This window comes from Priestia sp. TRM10 (genome assembly GCF_057808375.1).
The window spans coordinates 26,735-51,348 of sequence record NZ_JBJZOT010000007.1 but is presented as its reverse complement, the minus strand read 5'-3'; the positions used below and the strand labels follow the sequence as shown (position 1 = coordinate 51,348).

Here is a 24,614-nt window from a genome sequence, read left to right as displayed (position 1 = left end):
AACTTTTTATAAATATTAAAAGGCAAGTGTCATATATGACACTCGCCTGTTTTCACAAGATTTTTCGATGCACAGCATTTCCATCATATGAAAATAGCACTTGCTTTCCTTCCAAGCTCGTTTCCATATGAACAGTGCGCCCCCATAGCTGATACGTATATGGAAGTACTTTTTCTAAGTACTTCACATCAAGTTCAATATCTTCATACCAGTGTTTTAAATAAAGCTCTCCATTTTTCAGATAATCTCCATCTGTAACTGTGATATAAGGGAATCCCCCATTTACTCTCATACCTACAAGTTGATCACGCACTTCCGTCCATTGTTTATCGACAATTTTATAATCACGACCTTGTTTTGCAAACAGATACATATCTTCACGCATAACAAGATCTTTTGTTAAGTAATTTCGAATAAATGAAATATCAGATTCAACTTCACGTACTTCGAACATTTTGTCTCGACCTGAATTTTCTTTAACCCCAAGACGTTTCATTTCCTCCGTTGGGTTGTTATACCGCTCTTCAATATCTTCAAAGATTTTCAATCCTAAATAGTAGGGATTAATCGTTGTACGTGATGGCTGCACAACATCTGCATTTAATTTAGCAAACTCAATGGCTTCACTGCTTGTTAGCTCCAGTTCCCGAATGATACGTGCATGCCAGAAAGAAGCCCATCCCTCGTTCATTACTTTTGTCTCAAGCTGAGGCCAAAAATAAAGCATTTCTTCTCTCATCATTGTTAAAATATCGCGTTGCCATTCTTCTAATTCACGACTGTACTGTTCGATAAATAAGAGAATATCCTTTTCAGGCTGTGGCGGTAACTTTTTCTTCTTTTTTCTCTTCTCTTTTTTCACTTTATCTCCGTCAAGAGCCCAAAGATCATCGTAAGGTGTTTCAACTGTTGTTTCTTCTTCCTCTTCTTCATCCATCGTCCAAGAAAGTTTTGGACGCATAAGCGATGGATCAATATGCTCCTGGATAGATAAAACAGCATCCAAAAACTTTTCAACTTCACGTTTTCCATGCAAAATTTCATATTGAGTAATTCTTTCAGCAGTAGCTGCCATACTATCTACCATATCTCGGTTCGTATTGGCAAAGCGCGCATTGTTTTTAAAAAAGTCGCAGTGGGCTAAAACGTGAGCAACAATAAGCTTATTTTGAATAAGAGAATTAGAATCAAGCAGAAATGCATAGCATGGGTTTGAGTTGATGACAAGCTCATAGATTTTACTTAATCCTAAATCATAGTGAAGCTTCATTTTATGAAACTGTTTACCAAAACTCCAGTGCGAAAAACGAGTAGGCATTCCATATGATCCAAATGTATAAATAATTTCAGACGGACAAATCTCATAGCGCATTGGATAAAAATCTAACCCAAAGCCTTCAGCAATCTCCGTTATCTCCTCAATTGCACGATAAAGTTGCTTTTGCTGAGTGTCGTTCATAGGCTCTCCCCTTTCACCTTCATATCCTATAGTATGAATATGCTTGTTTATTCATGATGAAGAGATACATTTTTTCTCTCTTTTTTGTATAGAAAAAGAGAGAGAAAGACGTTATTTGTTGTTTAGAAAAGGAAAACGTTTTATATTCTAAGAGAAAGCTGGGTTATAAGGAGGGGTTTGATGAAAGACAATATTTTATCTCTTATTGAAAAGCAGCGAGCTTTTTTTGAGACTGATACTACAAAAGATGTTGCTTTTCGCAAAGAAAACTTAACAAAGCTTAAAAGTGCTGTAAAACGCTATGAACAACAACTGCTAGACGCTTTGCAAAGAGATTTACATAAATCTGAGACAGAAGCATATATGACAGAAATTGCTTTTATATATGAAGAAATTCGTTTTGTTCTAAAACATCTTGATTCATGGACAAAACCTCAAAAAGTAAAAACACCTGTAAGTCATCTCGGATCCAAAAGTTATCTTTATAGAGAGCCATATGGTGTGACCTTGATTATCGCACCTTGGAATTACCCTGTTCAGCTTCAGTTCTCTCCACTTATTGGAGCAATTGCAGGAGGAAATACAGCCCTTTTAAAACCATCTGAATACACGCCTACCGTTTCTAGATGGATTTCTAAGCTTATTCAAGAAACTTTCCCTTCAGAATATATTGCCGTTGTTGAAGGAGGAGTTGAAGAAAGTCAGGCTCTTTTGAATGAACGTTTTGACTATATTTTCTTTACAGGAAGCGTTGCAATAGGAAAAGAAGTAATGAAAGCTGCTGCAAATTATTTAACACCGTTCACACTTGAGCTTGGTGGCAAAAGTCCTTGCATTGTTGATCAAGATGCAAATATAGAGCTTGCCGCAAAACGAATTGCCTGGGGAAAATTCACCAATGCCGGTCAAACATGCATTGCTCCTGACTATGTTATTGTTCATGAGCAAATAAGAGAGGAATTTGTACAAGAGCTGAAAGCCGTTGTAAAAGAGTTCTACGGAGAAACTCCACTTAACAGTGAAAAGTTCGGAAAAATTGTGAGCAAACGTCATTTCACCAGACTGCTCGCATTTTTACAAGATGGGGATATTGTGTTTGGAGGACAATATGAAGAAGTCGAAAATCGCATATCTCCTACCCTTTTAGAAAATGTAACGTGGGAAGATAGCGTAATGAAGGAAGAAATTTTCGGTCCTATTTTACCTCTCTTTTCTTTCACAAAATTTGAAGACCTTAAAAGTCACCTAAATAAAGCTCCGAACCCGCTTGCACTTTATTACTTTTCAGAAGATGAGAAAAAGCAAGAAAAGATTATTAACTCTTTCTCCTTTGGTGGAGGCTGTATAAATGATACAGTTATGCATGTAGCGAACACACACCTTCCTTTTGGAGGTGTTGGAGAAAGCGGAATGGGCAAATACCATGGAAAAGGAAGCTTTGATGCTTTTACACATGAAAAGGGCATTCTAAAACAAACAACAAAGTTTGATCTTCCTGTTCGCTATCCTTCGTTTAAAAACAGCTTAAAATATGTGAAAAAGTTGTTAAAGTAACCCCACAGAGGCCTTGCTCGTATTATTTGTTTTTTGAACTCGATTTTATACAGCAGAAAAAGTTAACAGTGTTGTTCTTATCACACTGTCACTATTTTGCTTTTTTGTCCAACATTTGTTCAGTAACAAATAAGCTAAACTGTCATACAATAATATCGACTCCTTCAAAGGGGAGGAAAAGCAATGAACATGTTGGACTATGACAGAGCGCTTTATTACACACATCGATCACAGTGGGACAACCTGTTGATCTTGATGGTACGAACAAATGATGATTTGTTATCAAAAAGGATTGAACACTTTTTACACGCCTATAACTTCGAGCGAAACGAGCGAATTGTGGAAGAAAATTTATACTCTTTGCTATGTTATATTGACTATGCAGGAGAACAAGCGCTTCAGTCTGAGCTGAGCGCAATGGAACAATCTTTATAAACAAACTTTTTAACGCATACCCCTAAAAAGGTATGCCTTTTTTCTTTTATACTTATTTTCTGCTTCTTTTTTATTTTTATTCATTTTTTGAATGTAAACTGAGAAATATTATCTGTTGACTAATATAACTATCTTTCGTTAAGATAAAAAGCGTATTCTATCATCAGGAGGAACACTACGTGAACAAAAGACAATTTCGGGCGATTGACATTACATATGCGAGTGTCTTTGTAGCCCTTACTGCAATTGGAGCTAACATTGCTTCTTTTGCTCCATTTTTACATTTTGGAAATGTAACTCCAACACTTCAGCCATTCTTTGCTATTCTAGCTGGTGCTTTGCTCGGTAGTCGGTTAGGCGCTTTTTCTATGCTCGCTTACATGGTTGTAGGGCTTGCTGGAGCTCCAGTGTTTGCTGAGTTTTATAGTGGTCTTAGCGCTTTATTCACTCAAACAGGTGGATTTATTATTTCCTATATTTTCGCTGCTTATATTGTAGGTAAAATTGTCGAGCGAAAAGAAAATCCAACGCTTGGTACATTTATGATTGCGTCGTATATTGGCATTATTTTTATTTATCTGTTTAGCGTTAACTATATGTACTTAGCTCTTAACACGTGGATTAATACCCCAATGTCTTATAAAGCACTGTGGATTTTCATGGGTGGATTTTTTATTAAAGATGTGATTTTCACATTTTTAGGTGGTCTTATTGCTCCCCGTTTTCATGCTTTATTTAAAAAGACAGGATTTCAAAAAAAATAAGAGGCAGGATAAAATCCTGCCTCTTATTTTTTATGCTTTTGCAAACTCTTTATAAAGCTTTGTATATTTTTTAAGCTCTTCCATAAATCCTTCTAACGCTTCTGAAGCTTCTGGAACAAGAAGATCACTATCTTTTTCAAACATTGGTGGATCAAATACAATTTGTTTTGGTAATGCATTGGCATAAAGAGCCCGCATTACATCACGCATGCTGTTCAATGCGTTGATACCGCCTTTTCCCCCACCTGCTACTGCGAGAAGTCCAACTGGTTTTCCTTTAAACTGTTCAAACGTTAAGAAATCAAGCATATTCTTCAACGCTCCACTCATGCTTCCATGATACTCTGGCGTTGTTAAAATAATAGCATCTGCACTATGTACAAGCTCTTTTACTTTTACTACGTTTTCTAATTCGTGTTGCTCACTTGTTCCGTTAAAAACAGGTAACACTGTTTCACTTAAATCAAGCAAATCTAAGCTGTATTTTTCCGCTAAAAAATGGCTTAAAATACGCGTTCTTCCACTCTCACGCGGTGTTCCATTAATCACAACAATCTTCATTATAAAATCCTCCTATACTATAGTGTTGTCAATGGACTTTTTCTATAAAAGTCTTCATTTATTAAACGTACCACATTTTTCCCTTTTTCCGCTATCTTAATATTATTAAAAGAAAGTTTCCCCAGTTTAAATGGAGAAACATTTCTTTATTTTTTGATTCCTTCTTCATTACTTTCTAAAATAGCGGCTACTTTGTCCATAATACTATTGTTAAGCTGTTCTAACTTTAACACGCTTTCCTCATTAGTGTTGGAAACAACTCCAAAGTAAAACTTCACTTTTGGCTCTGTACCAGACGGGCGAAGACAAAACCATGAGCCATCTTCTAAGAAATACTTTAAAACATTTGAGGAAGGAAAAGACATTGTTTCTGTTTCTCCACTTTCTAGGTGCGCTCTTTTTTGCACTTGATAATCTTCGATTGTTTTAACTCGTAAGCCAGCTACTTCTCCTGGAGGGGTAGCACGGAAAGATGTTAAAAGGTGCTCAATCTGAGCAGATCCTTCTTTTCCTTTTAACGTAAGTGATTTTAAATTTTCTTTATAATAGCCGTATTCTTCATAGATATCATGCATAACGTGCCAAAGTGTTTTGCCTTGTTGTTTATAAAATGCACACGCTTCTACAGCTAAGATCAGTGCTTGAATCGCATCTTTATCTCGACAAAAGTCTTTAACTAAATAGCCGTAGCTCTCTTCATAACCGAATAAAAATGTGTGGTCATTTGTTTGTTCAAACTGTTTAATTTTCTCACCGATAAATTTAAATCCAGTAAGGGTGTCAATTGCTGTAAGCTTATAATCCTCTGCAATCTTGCGCCCAAGCTCAGAAGTTACAATTGTTTTTAGAACAGCTCCATTTTCAGGAAGATTTCCGCTCTTTTCAAGCTGTGATAAAAGATATTTTAGTAAAAGTGCTCCTGTTTGATTTCCTGTTAGAAGCGTATATTCTCCATCGTCTTTTCGAACAGCAAGTCCAACTCGGTCTGCATCAGGATCTGTTGCAAGAAGAACGTCTGCTTCTACATCTTTTCCATCTTTAATCGCATATGAAAAAGCCTCAGCTTCTTCAGGATTCGGAGAAAGCACGGTTGTAAAATTAGGATCTGGCATTGCTTGCTTTGCTACAACGTGAACATGTTTATAACCGAGCGTTTCAAGCGCTTTTGTTGCTGATTTATAAGCTGTTCCATGTAAAGGTGTAAAAACTACTCTTACGTTGTCTTTAGCTTCCTGTGAAAGATCTTTTGAAACGCTAACTTCTTGAAGTTTCTTGTTGTATGCTTCATCAAGTGTATCGTCAAGCATAACAAGCAAACCTTCTTCCTTTAGCTCTTCTTTTTCTTTCACTTTAATCTTTAGCTCATTTTCGATACCGTTTACATAAGAGATTAACTCATCAGCACTTTTAGGCGGAAGCTGTCCTCCATCCATTCCATATACTTTGTAACCATTATATTCAGGTGGATTATGACTTGCTGTTATAACAATACCACCAAAAGCATGCAACTCTCGAACAGCAAATGAAAGCTGTGGCGTTGGCTTAAGTTCTGTAAAAAGGTAGGTTTTAATTCCATATGAAGAAAGAGTTTTAGCTGCTTCAAGAGCAAATTGTGGGGACTTATGGCGAGAATCGTACGCAATCACAACTCCGCGGTTTTTCGCTTCTTCTCCCGCGTTTTCAATATACTGAGCAAATCCAGCTGATGCCTTCCTTACGGTATAGAGATTCATACGATTCGTTCCGACTCCAATTTCGCCTCTCATTCCCCCTGTACCAAATTCTAGATTTTTATAAAAATGCTCTTCAAGCAATCTCTCATCATGCTTAATACTATCTAAACTTTTTCTCATTTCATTTTCTAATTCAATTTCATTATCCCAACGCAAAAAATGCTGATGCCAGCTCATCTTTCTCCTCCTTAATGATGAATCTTAAATCTCATTTTATAAAATTCTCTTCCATTTATATTACCATGTTTCTTTATAACTTAACGAAAAAAAATCCCATCTCGTTTCACTTTTTAAGATGGGATTTTCTTCTTACTGTGCAAGAGCTGTGTCATCTTCTTCATCAACAGGAACAACTGCATCATGAAGATGTTTTTCAAGTTCTTGTCTATATAATTCTTTTTGTTCACGTGTCCAGCCTAGTTTTGAAGCCATAAGATTAATGACTTCAATCTTCCATTCATGCACCCATGAAATATTGAAGAAAAGCGCTCCAGTACGGCGAATGAAAAAGTCAACAGGTTTTACGACCATCTCATGTTCTAGTCCGTACATAACTTGAGCATAAACAGCGGGAGGCACATTTGCATGTTCACCATTTTTCACATACTCATATACTTTATCAATATTTGAACCATAGCGTTTTGCTAATTTTTCAGCTTGTTTACGATCAAGACCAATCTTTGTTCCTTCTTCAACTTTTTGTTTTACAAAGCTTTCAAATTTCTGAGATCCTCCAAACTCTCCTCCTGAAAGGGAGAGATGTTTAGTTTGACAAGAAAGAAACGAAACATTGTATTCCTCTTCGATTTTTTTCGTTACAGAATCTAAAACCATTTCAGCCATTTTACGATAGCCTGTTAGCTTGCCACCTGCAATTGTAATTAAGCCTGATTGGGATTCCCAAATTTCATCTTTACGCGAAATTTCAGAAGCCCCTTTTCCTTGTTCATTAATAAGTGGGCGAAGTCCCGTCCAGCTTGATTCTACATCTTTCTCAGTAATGTTTACAGCCGGAAACATGTAGTTAATTGATTTAATGACATATTCACGGTCTGCTTTTGTCATTCTCGGATGAACAAGATCTCCATCATAAACTGTATCAGTTGTACCAACATAAGTTTTTCCATCACGTGGAATGGCAAATACCATGCGGCCGTCAGGTGTATCAAAATAAATAGCTTGCTGTAATGGGAAACGTTCTGCATCAATAACTAAGTGAATTCCTTTTGTATGAACAAGCGTTTTGCCTTCTTTTGAGCGATCTTCTTCACGAAGTGTATCAACCCAAGGTCCTGCAGCATTAATAATCTTTTTAGCATAAATTTGGTACGCTTTTTTAGTTGTCTGATCTACAACAACCGCTCCCACAACTTTGTTATCTTCGTAAAGAAAGCTTTCTACTTTAGCATAATTTACAAGAGTAGCTCCTTTTTCAACTGCTTTCTTCGCTACTTCGATAGTCAGGCGAGCGTCATCTGTTTTATATTCAACATAGTAGCCGCCACCTCGTAGGTTCTCCGCTTTCACAAGTGGCTCACGTCTTAATGTTTCTTTTCTTGAGAACATTTGACGTCGCTCGCTTCGTTTAACACCTGCAAGAAAGTCATACATGCGAAGACCGATCGATGTTGTGAAACTTCCAAACGTTCCTCCTTTATGGAAAGGAAGCATCATCCACTCAGGTGTTGTAACATGCGGTGCATTTTCGTATACAATAGCTCTTTCTTTTCCAACTTCCGCTACCATTTTCACTTCAAACTGTTTTAAATAACGCAGTCCACCGTGCACGAGCTTTGTAGAACGACTTGACGTTCCTCCTGCGAAATCCTGCATTTCTACAAGTCCTATTTTCAATCCACGCGTTGCCCCGTCTAAAGCAATTCCACTTCCTGTAATACCGCCACCAATAACTAATACATCAAACTGCTGCTTCTCCATTTCGCTTAAAGTCGCAGCACGATTTTCCCCTGAAAAACTCATGAATAATTCCTCCTTTTAAGAGTAAATAAAAAGAGACCACAAGTCCCTTATGATATTTATATACCCATAAGGTCCTGTGGTCTCTCCTATTCTCCAACCATTTATTAACTTATTTTTAATATATCACACTTTTGTCCTTTTGTGAATCTTTCTGTTTCACACTTCAGAAGATTCTTTCTTTATTTGAACACCATTGCTGCTTCAACAGCTTTTTTCCATCCATCATACAACTTCGTACGCTGATCGTCTTCCATTTTCGATTCAAATGCTTTTTCAACATCCCATTTCTCTGCTATTTCATCACGACTTTCCCAGAACCCAACAGCAAGCCCTGCAAGGTATGCTGCTCCAAGAGCTGTTGTTTCATTAATTGTAGGTCTTTCAACAGGAACATCTAAAATATCGCTTTGGAACTGCATGAGAAAATCATTTTTAACAGCTCCTCCATCAACACGCAAACGCTTAATTTCCATGCCTGCATCTTCTTTCATAGCATCAAGGACATCACGTGTTTGATAAGCTAGTGATTCAAGTGTTGCTCGAACAAAATGCTCTTTTTTAGTTCCACGAGTCAATCCAAACATTGCACCACGCACATCGCTATCCCAATACGGTGTTCCTAATCCAACAAAAGCAGGAACCATATAAACTCCATCTGTTGATTCAACACGCTCTGCGTATTTTTGACTGTCTGCAGCATTATTAAACATACGAAGCCCATCTCGAAGCCATTGAATAGCCGAACCAGCTACAAAAATACTGCCTTCAAGCGCATACTCTACTTTTCCATCAATTCCCCATGCAATCGTTGTTAACAAACCGTGCTCAGACTTAACAGCTTTTTCTCCTGTGTTCATAAGCATGAAACAACCTGTGCCATACGTATTTTTAGCCATCCCTTTTTCAAAACACGCTTGTCCAAACAGTGCTGACTGCTGGTCACCAGCTGCTCCTGCAATAGGTACTTTCTGACCAAAAAAGTGATAATCAATTGTTTCTGCATATACTTCTGAAGACGGCTTTACTTCTGGAAGCATAGATGCTGGAACACCTAGAATCTCTAGCAATTCTTTATCCCATTTTAGATCATAGATATTAAACATAAGCGTACGTGATGCATTTGAATAGTCTGTAACGTGCGCTTTTCCACCCGATAGCTTCCAAATAAGCCACGTATCAATTGTTCCAAATAACAGCTCACCATTTTCTGCTTTCTTACGCGCTCCATCTACATTATCTAAAATCCATTTTACTTTTGTACCTGCAAAATAAGCATCAATTAAAAGCCCTGTTTTATCACGGAACGTATCGTTATAGCCTTTTTCTTTTAATTCATTACAAATGCTGCTTGTTTGACGAGATTGCCAAACAATCGCATTATAAACAGGTTGGCCTGTATTTTTATCCCATACAACTGTTGTTTCACGCTGATTTGTAATTCCAATTCCCTCAACTTGATTTGCTTTTACTCCTGATTCTGATAAACATGAGGCAATACAAGATAAAATGGAGCTCCAAATTTCATTTGCATTGTGTTCAACCCAGCCAGGGTTTGGAAAATATTGCGTAAATTCTTTCTGTGATGTATGAACAATTTCGCCTTTTTTGTTAAATAAAATAGCTCTTGAGCTTGTTGTGCCTTGATCTAATGCTAAAATGTATGTGCTCATAGCTTTTGCCCCCTCTAAATTAGTTTAGTTCTCTTTTTATTTCTCCTGCTACATAATCTTGTTTCTTAGACATACCGTACGCCAATGCTAGTATTACAACAACAATGGCTACTACTCCCCAATATACAGCACTTGTTGTTCCTTCAAATATTATTTTATAAAATACTGCCCCTAAACTTCCACCAAGAATAGGCCCAACAACAGGAATCCATGCATATTTCCAGTTTGAATCTCCTTTTCCTGCGATCGGAAGTAATGCGTGTGCAATACGTGGTCCTAAGTCTCTTGCGGGGTTAATGGCATATCCTGTTGTTCCCCCTAGAGAAAGGCCAATACTTAAAATAAGGAACCCAACGATAAGAGGGTTTAAGCCTTCTGTAAACTTATTTGCTCCTATTGTTAATAATCCTAGAACAAGAATGAATGTTCCAATCATCTCACTTAATAAGTTTGAAAACGGGTGATAGATGGCTGGTCCTGTTGAAAATACGCCAAGCTTTGCTCCTGGGTCATCCGTTGCTTTCCAGTGTGGTAAATAATGAAAGTAAACAATAACTGCTCCTAAAAAGGCTCCAATCATTTGAGCTAAAATATAAAGTGGAACATCTCCCCAAGCAAACTGACCAGCTAATGCCATTCCAATTGTTACAGCTGGATTCAAATGTGCACCGCTTACACTTCCAACTGCGTAAACTCCCATTGTTACTGCTAATCCCCAGCCAAAAGTAATTACAATCCAGTCACTTTTATGAGCGAGTGATTTTTTTAAGTTAACCCCTGCGCAAACTCCTCCGCCTAATATAATTAAAATCATTGTCCCGACTATTTCCGCTGTAAAAGTACCCATGGGAATTCATCCCCTTTGCTCATATTTTTCTAAGAATCTATTAATGGCGATGTGACAAATGGCAAAAAACCACAGTATACCCCTAAGGTTGATTAGGGATGTACTGTGGTTCTTGTCTCCGTCACGTGTATTAACTTTGATACTAGAGTACTAGAAAGTGAAAGCGTTGTCAAACCCTTTTTACTACTTTTTTTTCCAAAGCTCTTCATTAGACGTTGTAACAGCTGCAGCTCCTGCTTCCAATGCTTTTTTAATTTCATGCTCTGCTCGAATAAGTCCTCCTGCAAGGACAGGGGTATTCGTTTTTGCCTTTACTTCCTCAATGAGATGTGGAACAACTCCAGGAAGGAGCTCTATGTAGTCTGGTTTTCCTTTATTAATAACAGCGAAGCTTTTTTCAAGTGCTTGACTGTCTAAAAGAAAAACGCGCTGAATGGCATATACCCCTTTTTGTTTGGCTTTTAGAATTACATTTAAACGCGTTGAAATAATACCAGCAGGCTTAATTTCCTGACATAAAAAATCCACAGCATGTTCATCGTGTTTTAGACCACTAATTAAATCAACATGGAAAATTAGCTTTTTATCGTGCTCTTGAGCCGCACGTGCTATTCCCTTTAAATGACCTAAATAACATTCCAATAAAACTCCATATTGATATGGAGAACGTAAAAAACGTTCAAGCTGCTTCATATCACGAATAGCTGGGATGATTTGTTGATCTTCAAAGCTCACAATTTTTCCTCCATTATAATTTATTTCATATTAAAAAAGCATCCTTAGGGAAAAAGGAAATAAGGATGCCCTTTTAACATTACTTCTTATAGTGAACAGTGTAAATATCACGACGACGATCTTTTAACTGTCGAACTGTTCCTGACTGGCGTTGGCGACGTAGAATTTCTAAATCAACATCTCCAATAACGACCATTTCAATATTAGGATTGCACTCGCCTACAATGCCATCGCGTGCAAATTCAAAATCAGAAGGAGCAAAAATAGCGGACTGAGCATATTGAATGTCCATATTCTCCACTTGTGGTAAGTTTCCAACTGTTCCTGCAATAACAGTATAAATCTGGTTTTCCACTGCTCTTGATTGAGCACAATAGCGCACACGTAAATAGCCTTGGCGATCCTCTGTACAGAACGGAGTAAAAATAATTTTGGCTCCTTTTTCTGTCGCAATACGTGCAAGTTCAGGAAATTCAATGTCATAGCAAATTTGAATAGCAATTGGCCCACAGTCTGTATCAAATACTTCCACTTCTTCTCCAGCCGAAATTCCCCACCATTTCCGCTCATTTGGTGTAATGTGAAGCTTATATTGCTTTTCAATTGTTCCATCTCTTCTGAAAAGATACGCAATGTTATAAATGTGTTCATCTTCTTCGACAAAATGTGAGCCACCAATGATGTTAACATTGTACTTTACAGCAAGATCTGTAAAAAGTTCAATGTATTCTTCAGTATACTCTGTTACACGTTGAACAGCTTTTCTAGGAATATGCTCATTTAAAAATGACATAAGCTGTGTTGTAAAGATTTCAGGGAATACGCAGAAATCAGCTCCAGCATCATATGCAACATCAATATAATATTCAGCTTGCTGTGCAAAATCTTCAAATGAGCTAATTTGTTTCATTGCATACTGTACTACACAAATCCTTACTGGAAAAGATGTTTTGTAGTGACGCTTTGATTTTGCTACATAATCAATATTGTTCCACTCCATAAGCGTTGCATACTGATTTGAAGCTGCATCATCAGGCAAATAGTTTGGATTAATTCGCATAACGGTAAACCCATTCATAAGCTGGAATGAAAGAACAGGATCATAAATTTTATGTTCTTTCACTTCTTCTACATATTCACGCGGCGTAAATTCATCTGCATATTTATGATAATTAGGAATTCTTCCTCCAATAATAATGCTTTTTAAATTGTGAGCTCGCGCTAAATCTCTACGCGCTTCATAAAGACGCCGCCCAATTTTCATTCCTCGAAATTGAGGGTGAACCATAACTTCAATTCCATACAAGTTATAGCCGTCACTATTGTGATTTGTAATATAACCTTCGTCTGTTATATCATCCCACGTGTGTTTATCATCATACTCATCAAAGTTTATAATTAAGCTTGAACAAGACCCAATAATTTCTCCATCAAACTCGACACAGATCTGGCCTTCTGGGAAAATATCCAGATGACTTTGAAGCTGATCTTTTTTCCACGGGTCCATTCCAGGAAAGCAAAGCTCTTGAAGCTCAATAATTTTTTCAATGTCTTTATGTTCAATATTACGCATAATAACTTTCTTCTCAAATTTGGATAAATCGATTTCTGACATGCATCTGTAGCTCCTTTTTCAACATTCTTTATATTGTTCCCTTTTTTGTAAAAGTAAAACTTTCTAAGCTGAGTCACTACAAATCTGTACTTTTATTATAATCGGAAAAGCGAAAGGGGGGAACTAGAAAAAGACAGCGGGAAAACCCACTGCCATTTAGTTCACAATGAAACGATATTCATAATGCCCTTGTGTAATCTGATATCGTTCTTTCGAGAAATAATCCATTTCAAACGGAAATAAAAACCCATATTTCTCTAAAATAGAAATATTGTGATGAAAAAGCTTTCGATCCTGGTTTGTAATTTCTCTCGTTTGGACAGTTTCAATAAGATTAGTAATCGTTTGCATGCTGCTAATAACCTTTAAAGCTTCGTGTAAAAAGCCATTATATGCTTTTTGCTTTGCATAGCTTATCGAAAGAAACTGAACATTTTTGTATGTTTGGATCTCTTCCTGAGAAAAGTAGCAGGGTAAAATATTGTAGACTAAGTGCTCGCTCATTTCTTCTATGTATGTCTCCATCTCTGGTGTTGCGGCATTTAAAACTTTCACGTTACCTCCACCTCTTTTTATCCTTTTTCTTCTGCTTACAATACTAACATATTTTCCAGTTAAAAAGGTGAGGTAGTTATTTCTAAAACATGCCGTAAAACCTAGATAAATAACATTTTATTTCCTTTTTTTGTTTTTTTAGACCTATTTCACGCACATGAAATAGCATTTTTAATTTCAATAAATTAACTATTATGGAAATAAAAAAGGTTCCCTTCTTTAGAAGGGAACCTTTTTTATTAGAAATCGAAATTATCTGGGTCTGGACCAACTCGCTCATTTTTATTCAGAGCATTAATTTCGTTCATTTCTTCTTTTGTTAATTGGAAATCAAAAATATCAGCATTTTGAATAATACGATGTTCCTTTGTTGATTTTGGAATTGTTACAACTTCATTTTGTAAATCCCAACGTAAAATTACTTGTGCTGCTGATTTGTTATACTTGTCAGCAATACGAGTGATTGTTCCATCTTGCAAAAGCTCTCCTTGCTTAAGCGGAGACCATGCTTCAAGCTGAATACCTTTATCTTTACAAAAAGTATGAAGCTCTTTTTGAGTAAGGTGGGGATGATACTCTACTTGGTTTACCATTGGGACAATTTCAGCATCTGTTAATAAATCTTCTAAATGATGAATTTGGAAGTTACTAACTCCAATAGCACGAATGCGTCCATCTTTATACAATTTCTCAAGTGCTTTCCACGTTTCTTTATATTTCCCTTCAACAGGCCAGTGAATTAAATATAAATCAAGGTATTCAAGACCAAGTTTTTCAAGCGTTGTGTCAAATGCTTTTAATGTTGATTCATACCCTTGATCACTGTTCCAAACTTTAGAGGTTACAAAGAGGCGTTCACGGTCAACTCCAGAGTCAGCGATACCTTTTCCAACACCTTCTTCATTTCCATATACAGCAGCAGTATCAATGCTAATGTAACCTGCTTTAATTGCTGATTTCACAGATTCAATTACTTCTGATCCATCCTCAACTTTGAATACACCTAGCCCAAACCAAGGCATTTCAATTCCATTATGTAAAGTTGTTGTAGATTGTAAAGAGTTTGTCACCTTACTTCCTCCTTTTTGTTTTTTATAAACATGTTCATTTTCTCATAGTTCACTTTTAACATAAAATATTTTGCCTATCTTAGTCGTTCCTATACAAAAAAGGAATAATAAAGGAACGTTTTACTACTGCTCTTCGCTTAGAATCAATTCTGTACCATATGAGTTATCAATGGCACAAAGCCATCTTCCTTCTGCATTTTTTCGAAATACATATGTTGCTCTTCTCTCCATTGGATATTTGGAATCTTCTTTATTAGCATCAAGAAACGTTTGCGAAAGAACAAGAGCTGTATCTCCTGCTTCTAAGATCACCATCTCTCCTTGGGTTGGGACAATGCTATTATTAAAATATTTCGCAATTGCAATAAAAGCTTTTTTGATTTCCTCTTTTCCTTTTGCAATCATTCCTTGTTTTACAACTAGGACTGCGTCATCCGTATAATAGTTCATTAACGTATCAAAGTCCTCATTTTGAATAGCTGTATCACATTCACTAATGACTTTCTTTAACTCATGTTCTTCCATATTTCATCCTCCTTTTTTATGCTTTGTACTTTATTCTATAAAATCCAATAGAATCCTATTTTTAAGCTGAAAAAAGGAAGGAGAAACTTCTCCTTCCTTTTCCTTAATGATCTGGTTCGATATGAACGTGAATCATCGAAATTTGATGTTTAGTTTCGAGCTCTTCTTCAATCTCATCTGCAATCTCATGACTGCGTACAACGCTAAGATCTGGGTTAACGGTTACTGTAACATCAAGCACAACATCATTACCATGCATGCGCGCTCTTAAATCTTTAACATCATTTACTCCTGTAATAGCCTTGACGGCTTCCTTATATTCACCCATTTTGTCTTCATCAAATCCATCTGTTAATAAAAGCGACGTTTCTTTAAAAATTTCAAAAGCCGTTTTACAAATAATCAGCCCAACAACTAGAGCTGCAAGTGGATCTAACCACGAAAGACCAAAATATGCTCCAATGATTCCTACAACAGCCCCAACGCTTACAAGAGCATCTGAAAGATTGTCTTTTGCAACAGCTTTTAATGCTCCACTTTGCAGTTTATCAGCAAGGCGCTTGTTGTAAAGAAAAACACAGAACATTACAATGGCTGCTCCTGCTCCCACAAAAGCGGCTAAAAGACTTGGAGTTGTTGTTTCCTGATGCCAAAGAGACTGAACCGCTTCATATAAAACTTGGAATCCAATAACCATCATAATAAACGAGGCAAGTAAAGAAGAAATGTTTTCAGCTCTTGAATGTCCGTACGGGTGGTTTTTATCTCGAGGTTTCTTTGAAATTTTCAAACCGATTAAAACAGCTACTGAGGCGATAATATCCGTAAAGTTATTTAATCCATCTGCACTTAAAGCTTCTGAGTTCGCTATGTTCCCAATAAACAGTTTAAGCGTTGAAAGGATAAGATAAGTATAAATACTAACCCATGCGCCACGCTCCGCGCTCACTATATCCACGCTCCTTCATCTAACTGCGCTACTGAATATTTAGTCTTCCTTACATTCTTTCCTTTTAACCAACTTTATAACGTATGTAGAAAAGACATTATTTGCAGCAAAATTAGTTTACCAAACCGCGTCATAGTGGGTCTACAGAAACATAATTGCCTCTATGAACTACTATAGCTTAAAGAAAAAAATTTGAACAAAACTAAACTGTTTTTCCCTTAGGCAAATTATTTCTTATTTACTAGTTTTCTGTTGATAGGCTAATAGTCAGCACTCTAAAGTGAGAAAATGTATATTTATGTAAAAATATACCTACTAAAAAATATTCGTATTCGAATATTTTATTTTACAGTGATAATATACCTAGTTTTTTTACGTTTTACATTATTTTAAACTATATATAACATACAATTTATGTTAATATCTAAAGTATAACCATTAACACTTTAATATTTATGAATTACTCCAATAATATCTATATGTAATACAAAAGGTAATAAAAGGCGCTGTTAAGCCATTTATGCATTTTCTTCTATTTTAACTCTTTGTTATTTATTTAGATTTGAATGTGTTTTATTGTCTTTCTATTCGTATACAACTATATGATTGAAATATGCAATAAGAGGACTAATAGTAAATATTAATCTGAATTTTCAAAACATCTTATCAATTGCTTAATGAAAAAATGTATATAATACCCTTTTAGTCAAATATTAAAAAACAAATATTGGATAAGTCTCGATCTATTTATAATAGTAATTAAAATTTATTGAAAATACTTAAAATACAACTAAAAAACATTTGTAGGTACAATATCTTATTTTAGAAAGTGTGAGATTATATGAGAACTGTTGGAGAACGAATAAAACTACAGCGTAAAAGCCTCGGCTTCACGCAAGGTGACCTTTCTGGTCCAAACTTAAGTCACTCAATGATTAGCTTAATTGAACGTAATCATACAAAACCCTCTTTAAAAACACTTGAGCATATCGCTTCAAAACTCGGCGTTTCCGTAAGCTATCTTTTAGGTGAAGCAGAAGGCAATGATTCAGTGGAAGTTGAGACAAACAACAAAGAACGCGTAATAAGTATGTGCATTGCACTAATCAATTCTAAAAAATATGAAAATGCTTATAAAGCTCTAGAGCCACTAGCACATGACGAAAATAATTTTACAATCCGCGGAAAAGCACTTAAACTGTTGTCTGAAATCTCGATGAATAAAGGAGAATATGAAGAAGCTGTTCGTTATCTTAATGACTGTCTTGTTTATATTACTCCATTTGATTTAAATTATCATATCGAGGTATACTCTTCTCTTGCAACATGTTATCGACAGTTAGAAAACTACTCAAGCTGTATTGACCATGCCTTATATGCGTCTATTTTATTGAGAACACACTATCATGAATTTGATAAAATCGTGCATTTAAAAGTTCTCTATAATTTAGCATATGGATACTGTAAAACAAATCAATTTATGAGAGGAATTGTTCATATTAAAGAAGCTCTCTCTCTTATGGAGACAAGCTCTGTTTTTTATCAAGAAGATCGTTTCTATATGTTAAAGGGATTAGCAGAGCTTCACCTTGGACAACCTAAAGAAGGAATTCAATCGACACTTTATGCTTTAAGCCGTATTGATAGATCCTCTCCAGATTCCAACTATAGTGATTGTCTTTTACATCTTGGTATCCTTTACCGCCAAGTTGGCGAGCTTTCTAAATCTCAAGACTATTTGAAGAAAAGCTTAACGATTGCCAAGACGCATCATCAGGAACATCACGTTGTTAATACTTATTATGAGTTAGCAGCAACAGCATATGAACAGCAAAACCTAGAAGAAGCAGAAGAATATTGCCAGCAAGGTATTCTTTACTCTCATTCTTTTAAAGAATCAAAAGCTAAACTTTTGGCAATGATGGCACGTATTAAATTCAAGCAAAATTCTCTTGGTGAATCACTTATTTATATTAATGACTGTGAGAAATTTTGTAAGGAATTCAATATTTCCTATATTCTATCACATTGCTATGCAATTAAAGCCCAAATTCTCGAAGAACAACAAAACTATGCTGAAGCAAATGATATGCTAAAAAAATCTAATAATTTATTATCGTCTATGTACAGCTCTTCATAAAAGCTTTCCTTTTTAAGTTCTAGAACTTAAAAAGGAGGGCTTTTTTCATTTTTTACATAGTTCTTTAGCAAAGAGCAAACGCTAAATAAAAAAGGAGGAAGTATAATGAGCAAACAAAAAAAGCCTGAAATGATTGCATTTAAAAAAGAAGTTATGAAAAAAGCGGGATATCGTACTGACGGAGAAGATGTAAAGTATGAAATAGCACAAGAATTGAATATCCCTTTAAACAAAGGAAGAAATCGAGAATTAACATCTGAAAATGCTGGGAAAATCGGCGGACAAATTGGAAGCAAGATGGTAAAAGAACTAATTCAGCAAGCAAAGCTCCAGTTGAATAAGCCAAAATAAATCGAACGTCTCTCTCCACTCTGTCTCTTCTCAATCAATTGTACTAATATTATTTATCTGTTATCATCCAATTGTTAGGTTACTTTTACTATGTTTTCCATTATGATGAAAACATAACATAGTTTTATACTACAAGGGGGAGAGCACGACGTTGAAGAAAAAAATATATTTTATCGCTTTTTTATGCTTATGTATAACAGCACTTGTCTCCTGTTCAAATCAACCAACTGCTGAAGAACGGGTCAAAGAATTTGTTACTTCATGGAACAAGCAAGATTTTAAGAAAATGTACACCTACCTTGATGAAACGTCTAAGAGTTCTATTACAGAAAAAGACTTTGTATCAAAATATCAAAATATTTATAGTGGAATTGAAACAAAGAATTTAAAAGTAAGTGTTAAAAAAGAAAAAGATAACCGTTTTAAAGTAACAATGAAGATGGATACAATGGCTGGCAAACTTCAATGGAATGAAACGATTAAAGCTGTTGAAGAGGAACAATCAAAAGATAAAAGTTGGTATGTAAACTGGTCACCTTCTCTTATTGTTCCTGATTTGAAGGACAAAGAAAAAGTACGTGTTTCTACTATCAAAGCTGAGCGTGGAAGTATTACAGACCGAAATGGAACACCGCTTGCTTTCAATGGGACAGCTACGCAAATTGGTGTTATTCCAGGTGAGCTTGGAAACACAAGTGGTTCAAAAGAAAAACTTGCAGCTATTTTAAATATGAGTATAGAAGAGATTGATAAAAAACTTAATCAGTCTTGGGTAAAAGAAAACTTGTTTGTACCATTAAAGACCGTAAGCTCAACAGATGAAGAAATTATTACTAAGGCAAAAGAACTCCAAGGTGTCGGCACACAAGATGTACCTTCACGAGTTTACCAATGCGGAGAATCTTGTGCACATCTTATTGGATATGTTGGAGACATCACAGCTGAAATGCTAGAAAAGAAAAAAGATGAAGGATATACAGCAAGTTCTGTCATTGGTAAGACAGGTTTGGAATCTCTCTATGAATCAAAGCTTCGCGCCAAGGACGGAGCAGTCATTTATATTGCAGATCAAGAGGGAAATAAACGAAAAGAACTCTTGAAAAAGAATGCAGAAAATGGACAAGACATACAGCTAACAATTGACTCAAACGTGCAAGAATCTATTTATAATCAGTTAAAAGACGGAGAAGGCGTTGGGGTAGCTCTTCAACCTAAAACAGGAGAAATTTTAGCTCTTGTTAGCGCTCCTTCTTATAATCCAGCTGATTTTGTATTAGGGATAAGTGCAGACGAGTATGAAGCCCTTTCTAACAATGAGCATAAACCACTTCTAAACCGTTTTAAAGCTACTTTTTCACCTGGGTCTACATTTAAACTTCTAACAGCAGGCATGCTTCTAGAAAACAATGTATGGTCTCCAGATCAAAAACTTGCAATAAGCGGGCCATGGCAAAAAGATAAAAGCTGGGGAAGCTTTCATGTAAATCGTGTTGGGAGCTCACCAAACGTTAACCTTTATGATGCCCTTGTTACATCAGACAATATTTACTTTGCACAAGGAGCTGTAAAGTTAGGCGCTGAAAAGTTCCTCGAAGGAGCGAACAATTACGGTTTTGGAGAGAAACTTCCGCTTAAAGGATACGATGTGGCTAAATCAACTATTTCGAAAGACGGCAAAATGGAATCGGATCTTTTATTAGCTAATACAGCATACGGACAAGGTGAAGTACAAGTGAATCCAATCCATTTAGCTTCAATCTATACGTCTATTGTAAACAATGGGAATATGATAACTCCTGTTTTATTGAAAAGTGAAAAAAGCAGTCAAGTTTGGAAAGAATATGTAATGTCTGAAAAAACAACTGAAGAAGTACGAAAAGGATTAATCGGAGTTATTGAAGATACTCACGGAACAGCTCGTGCCGCAAAAATTCCTGGAGTAACGCTTGCAGGTAAAACAGGAACAGCAGAACTTAAAAAGTCTCAAGGCGAACAAGGAGCTGAAAACGGTTGGTTTGTGATGACAGATGTTGACAACCCTTCTCTTCTTGTAACAATGATGGTAAGCAATGCGGACGGAGGAAGCCACTCTGTCGTACCGAAAGTAAAAAAGGTATTTGAAGATTATTACGCATCTAACTCTCTACAATAATAAATAAGGACCGATCATTATTGATCGGTCCTTATTTTGCTGCTCTTAGTTGAATGACATTGTTAAACTTTTGAAGGTTGCTTTCAATAAAAGAAGTACACTGTTTTACAATTGTATCTTGATCAAAGTCCATTGAAGCAACATGGTAAGAGTTAGGGAGCATCACCTGTTTCTTATCTTGGGAAGATACATGGTTCAACAAATACGTACTATTTGAAGCAGGCACAACATGATCTTCAGGTGATGTTAAGCATAATAGCGGTGCTTCAATAGCTGATAATTTAAATGAAACAACTTTCATAAATGAGAGAAGCTCCCTAATAGATTTCATCGGTGCATGCGTATACGTAATCTCTACCGCTTCTTCATTATGAATATCGGGTCTTCCTTCTTCAACAAAACGATCATTTACGGTTTGATCTAAATGCTCCATTTCAGGAATTGAATTTATAGCAGGATTAATAAGCATAATACCGTCGATATCTTTATGTGTTAATGCTAAGTTCGCTGTTAATGTTCCACCCATTGACTGACCAAGCATAAATACTTTGCTACACTGAGCTTTCAATTTTTTATAGCCTTCTTCAATGCTTGCTACCCAATCCTTATACGTGCATTTTTCAAGGTCATAATGATGTGTACCGTGACCTTTTAATCTTGCAGCATATACCGTGTAGCCTTGTTCTGCTAAACGATGTGCAACATATTCCATACTTTGTGGAGTTCCCATAAATCCATGTGAAATTAAAATACCAACTTCATTTCCTTTTATAAAAAATGACTCAGCGCCGTCCATTACTTTGTACTGTTCTTTCATCATGTTTTGCCTCCCTTTTTCAATGTTTAGCTTTGATTCCGACTCGTTATTTTCTTGTCTTTATTTTAATTCATACAATTCCGACCTGTCAACTAAAAATTAAAAATTAACTCCTATCCTATAAATATAAAAATGCGTCTCTATTTAAAGAGACGCACCTTTTAATACATCATATTTTTTAAAGATTTTTTCCGTGATTTTTTTCGCTTGTGCACTCTCATCACTCTTACCTCTACCTTCGATATTTGTAACAAATACATATGGATGTCCTTTTACAGTCACAAACCCTATGTACCATCCACTCTTGTGCTCTCCTTTTGAACCTTTTACACTATGAAGAGTATATGTTCCTGTTTCTTTTTCAATCATTATTCTCTTCACTTTTTTCATGGAAGATGAAGAAAAAGGTAAATCTTCATGATACAGAGACTCTAAAAAATTAGCTTGTTCAAGCGGAGATATCTGTAAACTATTATCTTCCCAGAACAAGTGATTTTGCTCTGTTTTTTCATTTCCATAGTTTAAGCGTTGAAGCCATTTATTTATGTTATCTATCCCAATATCTTGGACAATCTCCTTTTCATACCAAGGAGCTGAGCTACGTAATGATGAAGCAAGGGTAAGATCTTTGTTCCACTCGTCCACACCTTGATCACTTCCATTCCATCTTTTTACTTCATATTCATCTTTAACTGTTTTCGTTTCGAGAGCAATTAAAGAACTAGGAATTTGAAAAGTTCCAATAGGTGCTTGACGACTCGAAGCTCTTTTTTTATTATATATTAATGTCTTATTATTCTCTAAGTCTCGTAAGATGAATGTGCCTTTCTTTCCATTAAACTCATCTTGCACGTCCATTTTTTCAACGCTTAGTTCTTTTGGAAAACCCGATTGTGCTTTTGTATGTTCTACAAGGTAAATGACCACAAAAGCAATTAGTAAAACAATAACAAGGCTAACAGTCCTTTTCATTGTTTTCCCTCCTTGCTAACATTGTCTAATGTTATCATAGCGAGTAAGCAATGATGTGACAATGAAAGAAAACTGAAAATAAGATGATAATTGTCTGAAAAAACAGATACCAAAAAGGAGCCTGTCGTCCCAATGGATACTTATCCAAAATTGTTCGTTGAATGTGGAGAACCTTTCACACAAGGAGCATATATATATGTAGATCAGTTTGAAATTTTATTTGGTAGAGTTGGAGCAAACTCAAAACCTGATATTGCTTTTTCGAATGCTTTCGTTTCAAGAAGACATTTCGCTATTCAGTATAGCAATGGACAAGCTTCCATCGTTGATTTGAACAGCAAGCATGGAACAAAGGTAAATGGTCGTTCTTTAACTCCACACTTACCTTTTACATTAAAGCATGGTGATATCGTTTCAGCTGCAAATGAAACAGTAGTTTTACATTTTTCTTCATTAGATCTTGATCAAACGCTTGATTTCCAACCTATTTCGCATGAAATGATTCAATGTAATGGTCCTTCTTTACCTTTTACAATGGATGAAATCAAACAAACTGTCACATATAAAAAACAAACATGTACACTTTCCGACAAGGAATTTCTTTTCTTCCATAAGCTTGCTCATTCTTTAAATGAGTTTGTTTTAAAAACAGATATAAAAAAAGAGGTATGGCCTGAGCGTGAACTTTTAGAGGACGGAGTCCCTGATGTTCATGCAGAAGAGCTAAATGCCCTTGTTTATCGAATGAGGAGAAAACTTCATAGTGATTTCACGATTGAAGTTATCCGTGGTAAAGGATATATTCTTCATCTAAATGAATAACCTGTTTATACCATTGAAAAGGATAAGAGCGAACCATTTTCTCTTTTCCTTTCCAATGGTATAATTTTATTTCCCTCATTTTTTCTCACCCTCAATTTCTTTTGTTTCTAATTTTTTCTCTAACTGCTCAATTCGTTCATTTAATTTTAAATTTTGATGCTCAAGCTGTTCTGTTGCTTTTGAAGAAAAATACGAATCAGTTTCCCACCAGTCCATTCCCATTTCTTTCGCTTTATCAACTGAAGCAACTACAAGCCTAATTTTAATTGTTAAAAGTTCAACATCTGCCAAACCAACTTTAATGTCTCCTGCGATTACAACTCCTTTATCTAGAATTGTTTCTAATACATCTACAATTGTAGCTGAATTTGATGAATGTTCCATTGTTCACACTCCTTTGCTACATTAAGTTACCAAGAGGGCCTAAATTAATATTTAGATCTTCTTCATCAAGATCAAATATCTCTCTTAGTTCTTCCATTTTCATTTCTAAGTTCATAAGGGCTGTTCCAAGCTTCTCAATTTCCTCATCTGTCAAAGCCCCCCCTTCAACACGACGCATCGCATGTCGTTCAACAAGCTGCCTAATGAGCTCTACTAATGTAAGAACAAGCTGTGCTAAACCTTGCTCGGCATTTTCAGGATCAAGCTCAATCCGCCCCTTGTCTTGCTTAAGTGCTCCCATATTCTTCTGCACTCCCTTCAATCGTATTTGTTGATAAAGTCATCATTTTTTCAACGGCTACAACGAGGACACGTAAATCTAAATACACAAGATCAATATCGGCAATCGAAATAACGAGCTCACCTCGGAGTGCGATTCCTTTATCTAAAATAACGTCAAGAATATCAAGTAATGTTACTTCCTGATGTCTATCTTCAACAGTTACTTCTTCATTCACTTCCCA

The 24,614-nt window shown here is 35.9% G+C and carries 24 protein-coding genes; 7 read left to right on the top strand and 17 right to left on the bottom strand.

Features of this window, described 5'->3' with window-relative positions:
• Positions 1 to 52 precede the first annotated feature (52 nt).
• Positions 53 to 1,459: a SpoVR family protein gene (locus tag ACK3CR_RS05410; protein ID WP_243514764.1), complete on the bottom strand. Its 1,407-nt coding sequence runs from the start codon at positions 1,457 to 1,459 to the stop codon at positions 53 to 55.
• A gap of 180 nt (positions 1,460 to 1,639) precedes the next feature.
• Between ACK3CR_RS05410 and ACK3CR_RS05405 the strand changes: the two genes are divergently transcribed.
• From ACK3CR_RS05405 to ACK3CR_RS05395, 3 genes are all read left to right on the top strand, one after another.
• Positions 1,640 to 3,013 carry an aldehyde dehydrogenase gene (locus ACK3CR_RS05405; protein ID WP_488975019.1) on the top strand — a complete coding sequence of 458 codons (1,374 nt, stop codon included), beginning with the start codon at positions 1,640 to 1,642 and terminating at the stop codon, positions 3,011 to 3,013.
• A 183-nt stretch (positions 3,014 to 3,196) separates the two neighbouring features.
• A complete protein-coding gene (locus ACK3CR_RS05400; protein ID WP_243514770.1) occupies positions 3,197 to 3,448 on the top strand; it encodes a YhdB family protein in 252 nt (83 codons plus the stop codon).
• Positions 3,449 to 3,627: 179 nt separating this feature from the next.
• Positions 3,628 to 4,212 carry a biotin transporter BioY gene (locus tag ACK3CR_RS05395; RefSeq protein ID WP_488975018.1) on the top strand — a complete coding sequence of 195 codons (585 nt, stop codon included), beginning with the start codon at positions 3,628 to 3,630 and terminating at the stop codon, positions 4,210 to 4,212.
• A gap of 30 nt (positions 4,213 to 4,242) precedes the next feature.
• On the opposite strand, the gene ACK3CR_RS05390 is transcribed toward ACK3CR_RS05395, so the two are convergent.
• The 11 genes from ACK3CR_RS05390 to ACK3CR_RS05340 form a co-directional block, all read right to left on the bottom strand.
• Complete coding sequence (locus ACK3CR_RS05390; RefSeq protein ID WP_488975017.1) at positions 4,243 to 4,773, bottom strand: NADPH-dependent FMN reductase; 531 nt, start codon at positions 4,771 to 4,773, stop codon at positions 4,243 to 4,245.
• Between the two features lie 146 nt (positions 4,774 to 4,919).
• Positions 4,920 to 6,683 (bottom strand): phospho-sugar mutase, encoded by a 1,764-nt coding sequence (locus tag ACK3CR_RS05385; RefSeq protein ID WP_488975016.1) that lies wholly within the window; start codon positions 6,681 to 6,683, stop codon positions 4,920 to 4,922.
• 132 nt (positions 6,684 to 6,815) lie between these two features.
• Positions 6,816 to 8,486: a glycerol-3-phosphate dehydrogenase/oxidase gene (locus tag ACK3CR_RS05380; protein ID WP_410914593.1), complete on the bottom strand. Its 1,671-nt coding sequence runs from the start codon at positions 8,484 to 8,486 to the stop codon at positions 6,816 to 6,818.
• A 179-nt stretch (positions 8,487 to 8,665) separates the two neighbouring features.
• Positions 8,666 to 10,156 (bottom strand): glycerol kinase GlpK, encoded by a 1,491-nt coding sequence (gene glpK, locus ACK3CR_RS05375; RefSeq protein WP_243514796.1) that lies wholly within the window; start codon positions 10,154 to 10,156, stop codon positions 8,666 to 8,668.
• A 19-nt stretch (positions 10,157 to 10,175) separates the two neighbouring features.
• Entirely contained in the window at positions 10,176 to 11,003 is an 828-nt protein-coding gene (locus ACK3CR_RS05370) for an MIP/aquaporin family protein (RefSeq protein ID WP_243514798.1), read from the bottom strand.
• A gap of 183 nt (positions 11,004 to 11,186) precedes the next feature.
• A complete protein-coding gene (locus ACK3CR_RS05365) occupies positions 11,187 to 11,738 on the bottom strand; it encodes a glycerol-3-phosphate responsive antiterminator (RefSeq protein ID WP_410914595.1) in 552 nt (183 codons plus the stop codon).
• A gap of 79 nt (positions 11,739 to 11,817) precedes the next feature.
• Positions 11,818 to 13,353, bottom strand: coding sequence for a bifunctional GNAT family N-acetyltransferase/carbon-nitrogen hydrolase family protein (locus ACK3CR_RS05360; protein WP_243514801.1), 1,536 nt, complete (start codon positions 13,351 to 13,353; stop codon positions 11,818 to 11,820).
• 156 nt (positions 13,354 to 13,509) lie between these two features.
• Positions 13,510 to 13,908 carry a YhcU family protein gene (locus tag ACK3CR_RS05355; protein ID WP_243514804.1) on the bottom strand — a complete coding sequence of 133 codons (399 nt, stop codon included), beginning with the start codon at positions 13,906 to 13,908 and terminating at the stop codon, positions 13,510 to 13,512.
• Positions 13,909 to 14,147: 239 nt separating this feature from the next.
• A complete protein-coding gene (locus tag ACK3CR_RS05350) occupies positions 14,148 to 14,930 on the bottom strand; it encodes an aldo/keto reductase (RefSeq protein ID WP_328123245.1) in 783 nt (260 codons plus the stop codon).
• Positions 14,931 to 15,101: 171 nt separating this feature from the next.
• Positions 15,102 to 15,503, bottom strand: a complete 402-nt coding sequence (locus tag ACK3CR_RS05345) for a YybH family protein (protein WP_488975015.1) — start codon at positions 15,501 to 15,503, stop codon at positions 15,102 to 15,104.
• A gap of 103 nt (positions 15,504 to 15,606) precedes the next feature.
• A complete protein-coding gene (locus tag ACK3CR_RS05340; RefSeq protein ID WP_410914596.1) occupies positions 15,607 to 16,461 on the bottom strand; it encodes a cation diffusion facilitator family transporter in 855 nt (284 codons plus the stop codon).
• 832 nt (positions 16,462 to 17,293) lie between these two features.
• On the opposite strand from ACK3CR_RS05340, the gene ACK3CR_RS05335 reads away from it, so the two are divergent.
• The 3 genes from ACK3CR_RS05335 to ACK3CR_RS05325 all read left to right on the top strand — a co-directional run bounded on the left by ACK3CR_RS05335 (position 17,294) and on the right by ACK3CR_RS05325 (position 21,095).
• The gene (locus ACK3CR_RS05335; RefSeq protein ID WP_243514810.1) at positions 17,294 to 18,592 is read left to right on the top strand and encodes a tetratricopeptide repeat protein; all 1,299 of its coding nucleotides are present in this window, start codon (positions 17,294 to 17,296) and stop codon (positions 18,590 to 18,592) included.
• A 105-nt stretch (positions 18,593 to 18,697) separates the two neighbouring features.
• The gene (locus ACK3CR_RS05330) at positions 18,698 to 18,943 is read left to right on the top strand and encodes an alpha/beta-type small acid-soluble spore protein (RefSeq protein WP_019393972.1); all 246 of its coding nucleotides are present in this window, start codon (positions 18,698 to 18,700) and stop codon (positions 18,941 to 18,943) included.
• Positions 18,944 to 19,094: 151 nt separating this feature from the next.
• A complete protein-coding gene (locus ACK3CR_RS05325; protein ID WP_488975013.1) occupies positions 19,095 to 21,095 on the top strand; it encodes a penicillin-binding transpeptidase domain-containing protein in 2,001 nt (666 codons plus the stop codon).
• Between the two features lie 31 nt (positions 21,096 to 21,126).
• Here the strand turns inward: ACK3CR_RS05325 and ACK3CR_RS05320 are convergent, their stop codons facing one another.
• Together ACK3CR_RS05320 and ACK3CR_RS05315 are read right to left on the bottom strand one after the other, a co-directional pair.
• On the bottom strand, positions 21,127 to 21,912 hold the full coding sequence (locus ACK3CR_RS05320; RefSeq protein WP_243520978.1) for an alpha/beta hydrolase: 786 nt from the start codon (positions 21,910 to 21,912) through the stop codon (positions 21,127 to 21,129).
• Between the two features lie 144 nt (positions 21,913 to 22,056).
• Positions 22,057 to 22,884 carry a penicillin-binding transpeptidase domain-containing protein gene (locus ACK3CR_RS05315; RefSeq protein WP_488975012.1) on the bottom strand — a complete coding sequence of 276 codons (828 nt, stop codon included), beginning with the start codon at positions 22,882 to 22,884 and terminating at the stop codon, positions 22,057 to 22,059.
• A gap of 132 nt (positions 22,885 to 23,016) precedes the next feature.
• On the opposite strand from ACK3CR_RS05315, the gene ACK3CR_RS05310 reads away from it, so the two are divergent.
• Entirely contained in the window at positions 23,017 to 23,706 is a 690-nt protein-coding gene (locus tag ACK3CR_RS05310; RefSeq protein ID WP_243514817.1) for an FHA domain-containing protein, read from the top strand.
• Between the two features lie 75 nt (positions 23,707 to 23,781).
• On the opposite strand, the gene ACK3CR_RS05305 is transcribed toward ACK3CR_RS05310, so the two are convergent.
• Genes ACK3CR_RS05305 through ACK3CR_RS05295 form a run of 3 tightly spaced genes read right to left on the bottom strand, consistent with a single transcriptional unit; the run spans position 23,782 to position 24,608 of the window.
• On the bottom strand, positions 23,782 to 24,090 hold the full coding sequence (locus tag ACK3CR_RS05305) for a gas vesicle protein (RefSeq protein ID WP_019393977.1): 309 nt from the start codon (positions 24,088 to 24,090) through the stop codon (positions 23,782 to 23,784).
• Between the two features lie 16 nt (positions 24,091 to 24,106).
• The gene (locus ACK3CR_RS05300; RefSeq protein ID WP_488975011.1) at positions 24,107 to 24,391 is read right to left on the bottom strand and encodes a gas vesicle protein K; all 285 of its coding nucleotides are present in this window, start codon (positions 24,389 to 24,391) and stop codon (positions 24,107 to 24,109) included.
• On the bottom strand, positions 24,378 to 24,608 hold the full coding sequence (locus tag ACK3CR_RS05295; RefSeq protein ID WP_243514819.1) for a gas vesicle protein: 231 nt from the start codon (positions 24,606 to 24,608) through the stop codon (positions 24,378 to 24,380). Before ACK3CR_RS05295 ends, ACK3CR_RS05300 begins: the two co-directional genes overlap by 14 nt.
• Positions 24,609 to 24,614: the final 6 nt, after the last annotated feature.

Bases quoted from the DNA above. Each gene is read 5' to 3' on its own strand.
- ACK3CR_RS05330 (WP_019393972.1), top strand. From the start codon at position 18,698: ATGAGCAAACAAAAAAAGCCTGAAATGATTGCATTTAAAAAAGAAGTT.
- ACK3CR_RS05370 (WP_243514798.1), bottom strand. From the start codon at position 11,003: ATGGGTACTTTTACAGCGGAAATAGTCGGGACAATGATTTTAATTATA.
- glpK (WP_243514796.1), bottom strand. From the start codon at position 10,156: ATGAGCACATACATTTTAGCATTAGATCAAGGCACAACAAGCTCAAGA.
- ACK3CR_RS05305 (WP_019393977.1), bottom strand. From the start codon at position 24,090: ATGGAACATTCATCAAATTCAGCTACAATTGTAGATGTATTAGAAACA.
- ACK3CR_RS05320 (WP_243520978.1), bottom strand. From the start codon at position 21,912: ATGAAAGAACAGTACAAAGTAATGGACGGCGCTGAGTCATTTTTTATA.
- ACK3CR_RS05345 (WP_488975015.1), bottom strand. From the start codon at position 15,503: ATGGAAGAACATGAGTTAAAGAAAGTCATTAGTGAATGTGATACAGCT.
- ACK3CR_RS05410 (WP_243514764.1), bottom strand. From the start codon at position 1,459: ATGAACGACACTCAGCAAAAGCAACTTTATCGTGCAATTGAGGAGATA.
- ACK3CR_RS05350 (WP_328123245.1), bottom strand. From the start codon at position 14,930: ATGCCTTGGTTTGGGCTAGGTGTATTCAAAGTTGAGGATGGATCAGAA.
- ACK3CR_RS05310 (WP_243514817.1), top strand. From the start codon at position 23,017: ATGGATACTTATCCAAAATTGTTCGTTGAATGTGGAGAACCTTTCACA.
- ACK3CR_RS05400 (WP_243514770.1), top strand. From the start codon at position 3,197: ATGAACATGTTGGACTATGACAGAGCGCTTTATTACACACATCGATCA.
- ACK3CR_RS05335 (WP_243514810.1), top strand. From the start codon at position 17,294: ATGAGAACTGTTGGAGAACGAATAAAACTACAGCGTAAAAGCCTCGGC.
- ACK3CR_RS05385 (WP_488975016.1), bottom strand. From the start codon at position 6,683: ATGAGCTGGCATCAGCATTTTTTGCGTTGGGATAATGAAATTGAATTA.
- ACK3CR_RS05360 (WP_243514801.1), bottom strand. From the start codon at position 13,353: ATGTCAGAAATCGATTTATCCAAATTTGAGAAGAAAGTTATTATGCGT.
- ACK3CR_RS05300 (WP_488975011.1), bottom strand. From the start codon at position 24,391: ATGGGAGCACTTAAGCAAGACAAGGGGCGGATTGAGCTTGATCCTGAA.
- ACK3CR_RS05405 (WP_488975019.1), top strand. From the start codon at position 1,640: ATGAAAGACAATATTTTATCTCTTATTGAAAAGCAGCGAGCTTTTTTT.
- ACK3CR_RS05390 (WP_488975017.1), bottom strand. From the start codon at position 4,773: ATGAAGATTGTTGTGATTAATGGAACACCGCGTGAGAGTGGAAGAACG.
- ACK3CR_RS05380 (WP_410914593.1), bottom strand. From the start codon at position 8,486: ATGAGTTTTTCAGGGGAAAATCGTGCTGCGACTTTAAGCGAAATGGAG.
- ACK3CR_RS05315 (WP_488975012.1), bottom strand. From the start codon at position 22,884: ATGAAAAGGACTGTTAGCCTTGTTATTGTTTTACTAATTGCTTTTGTG.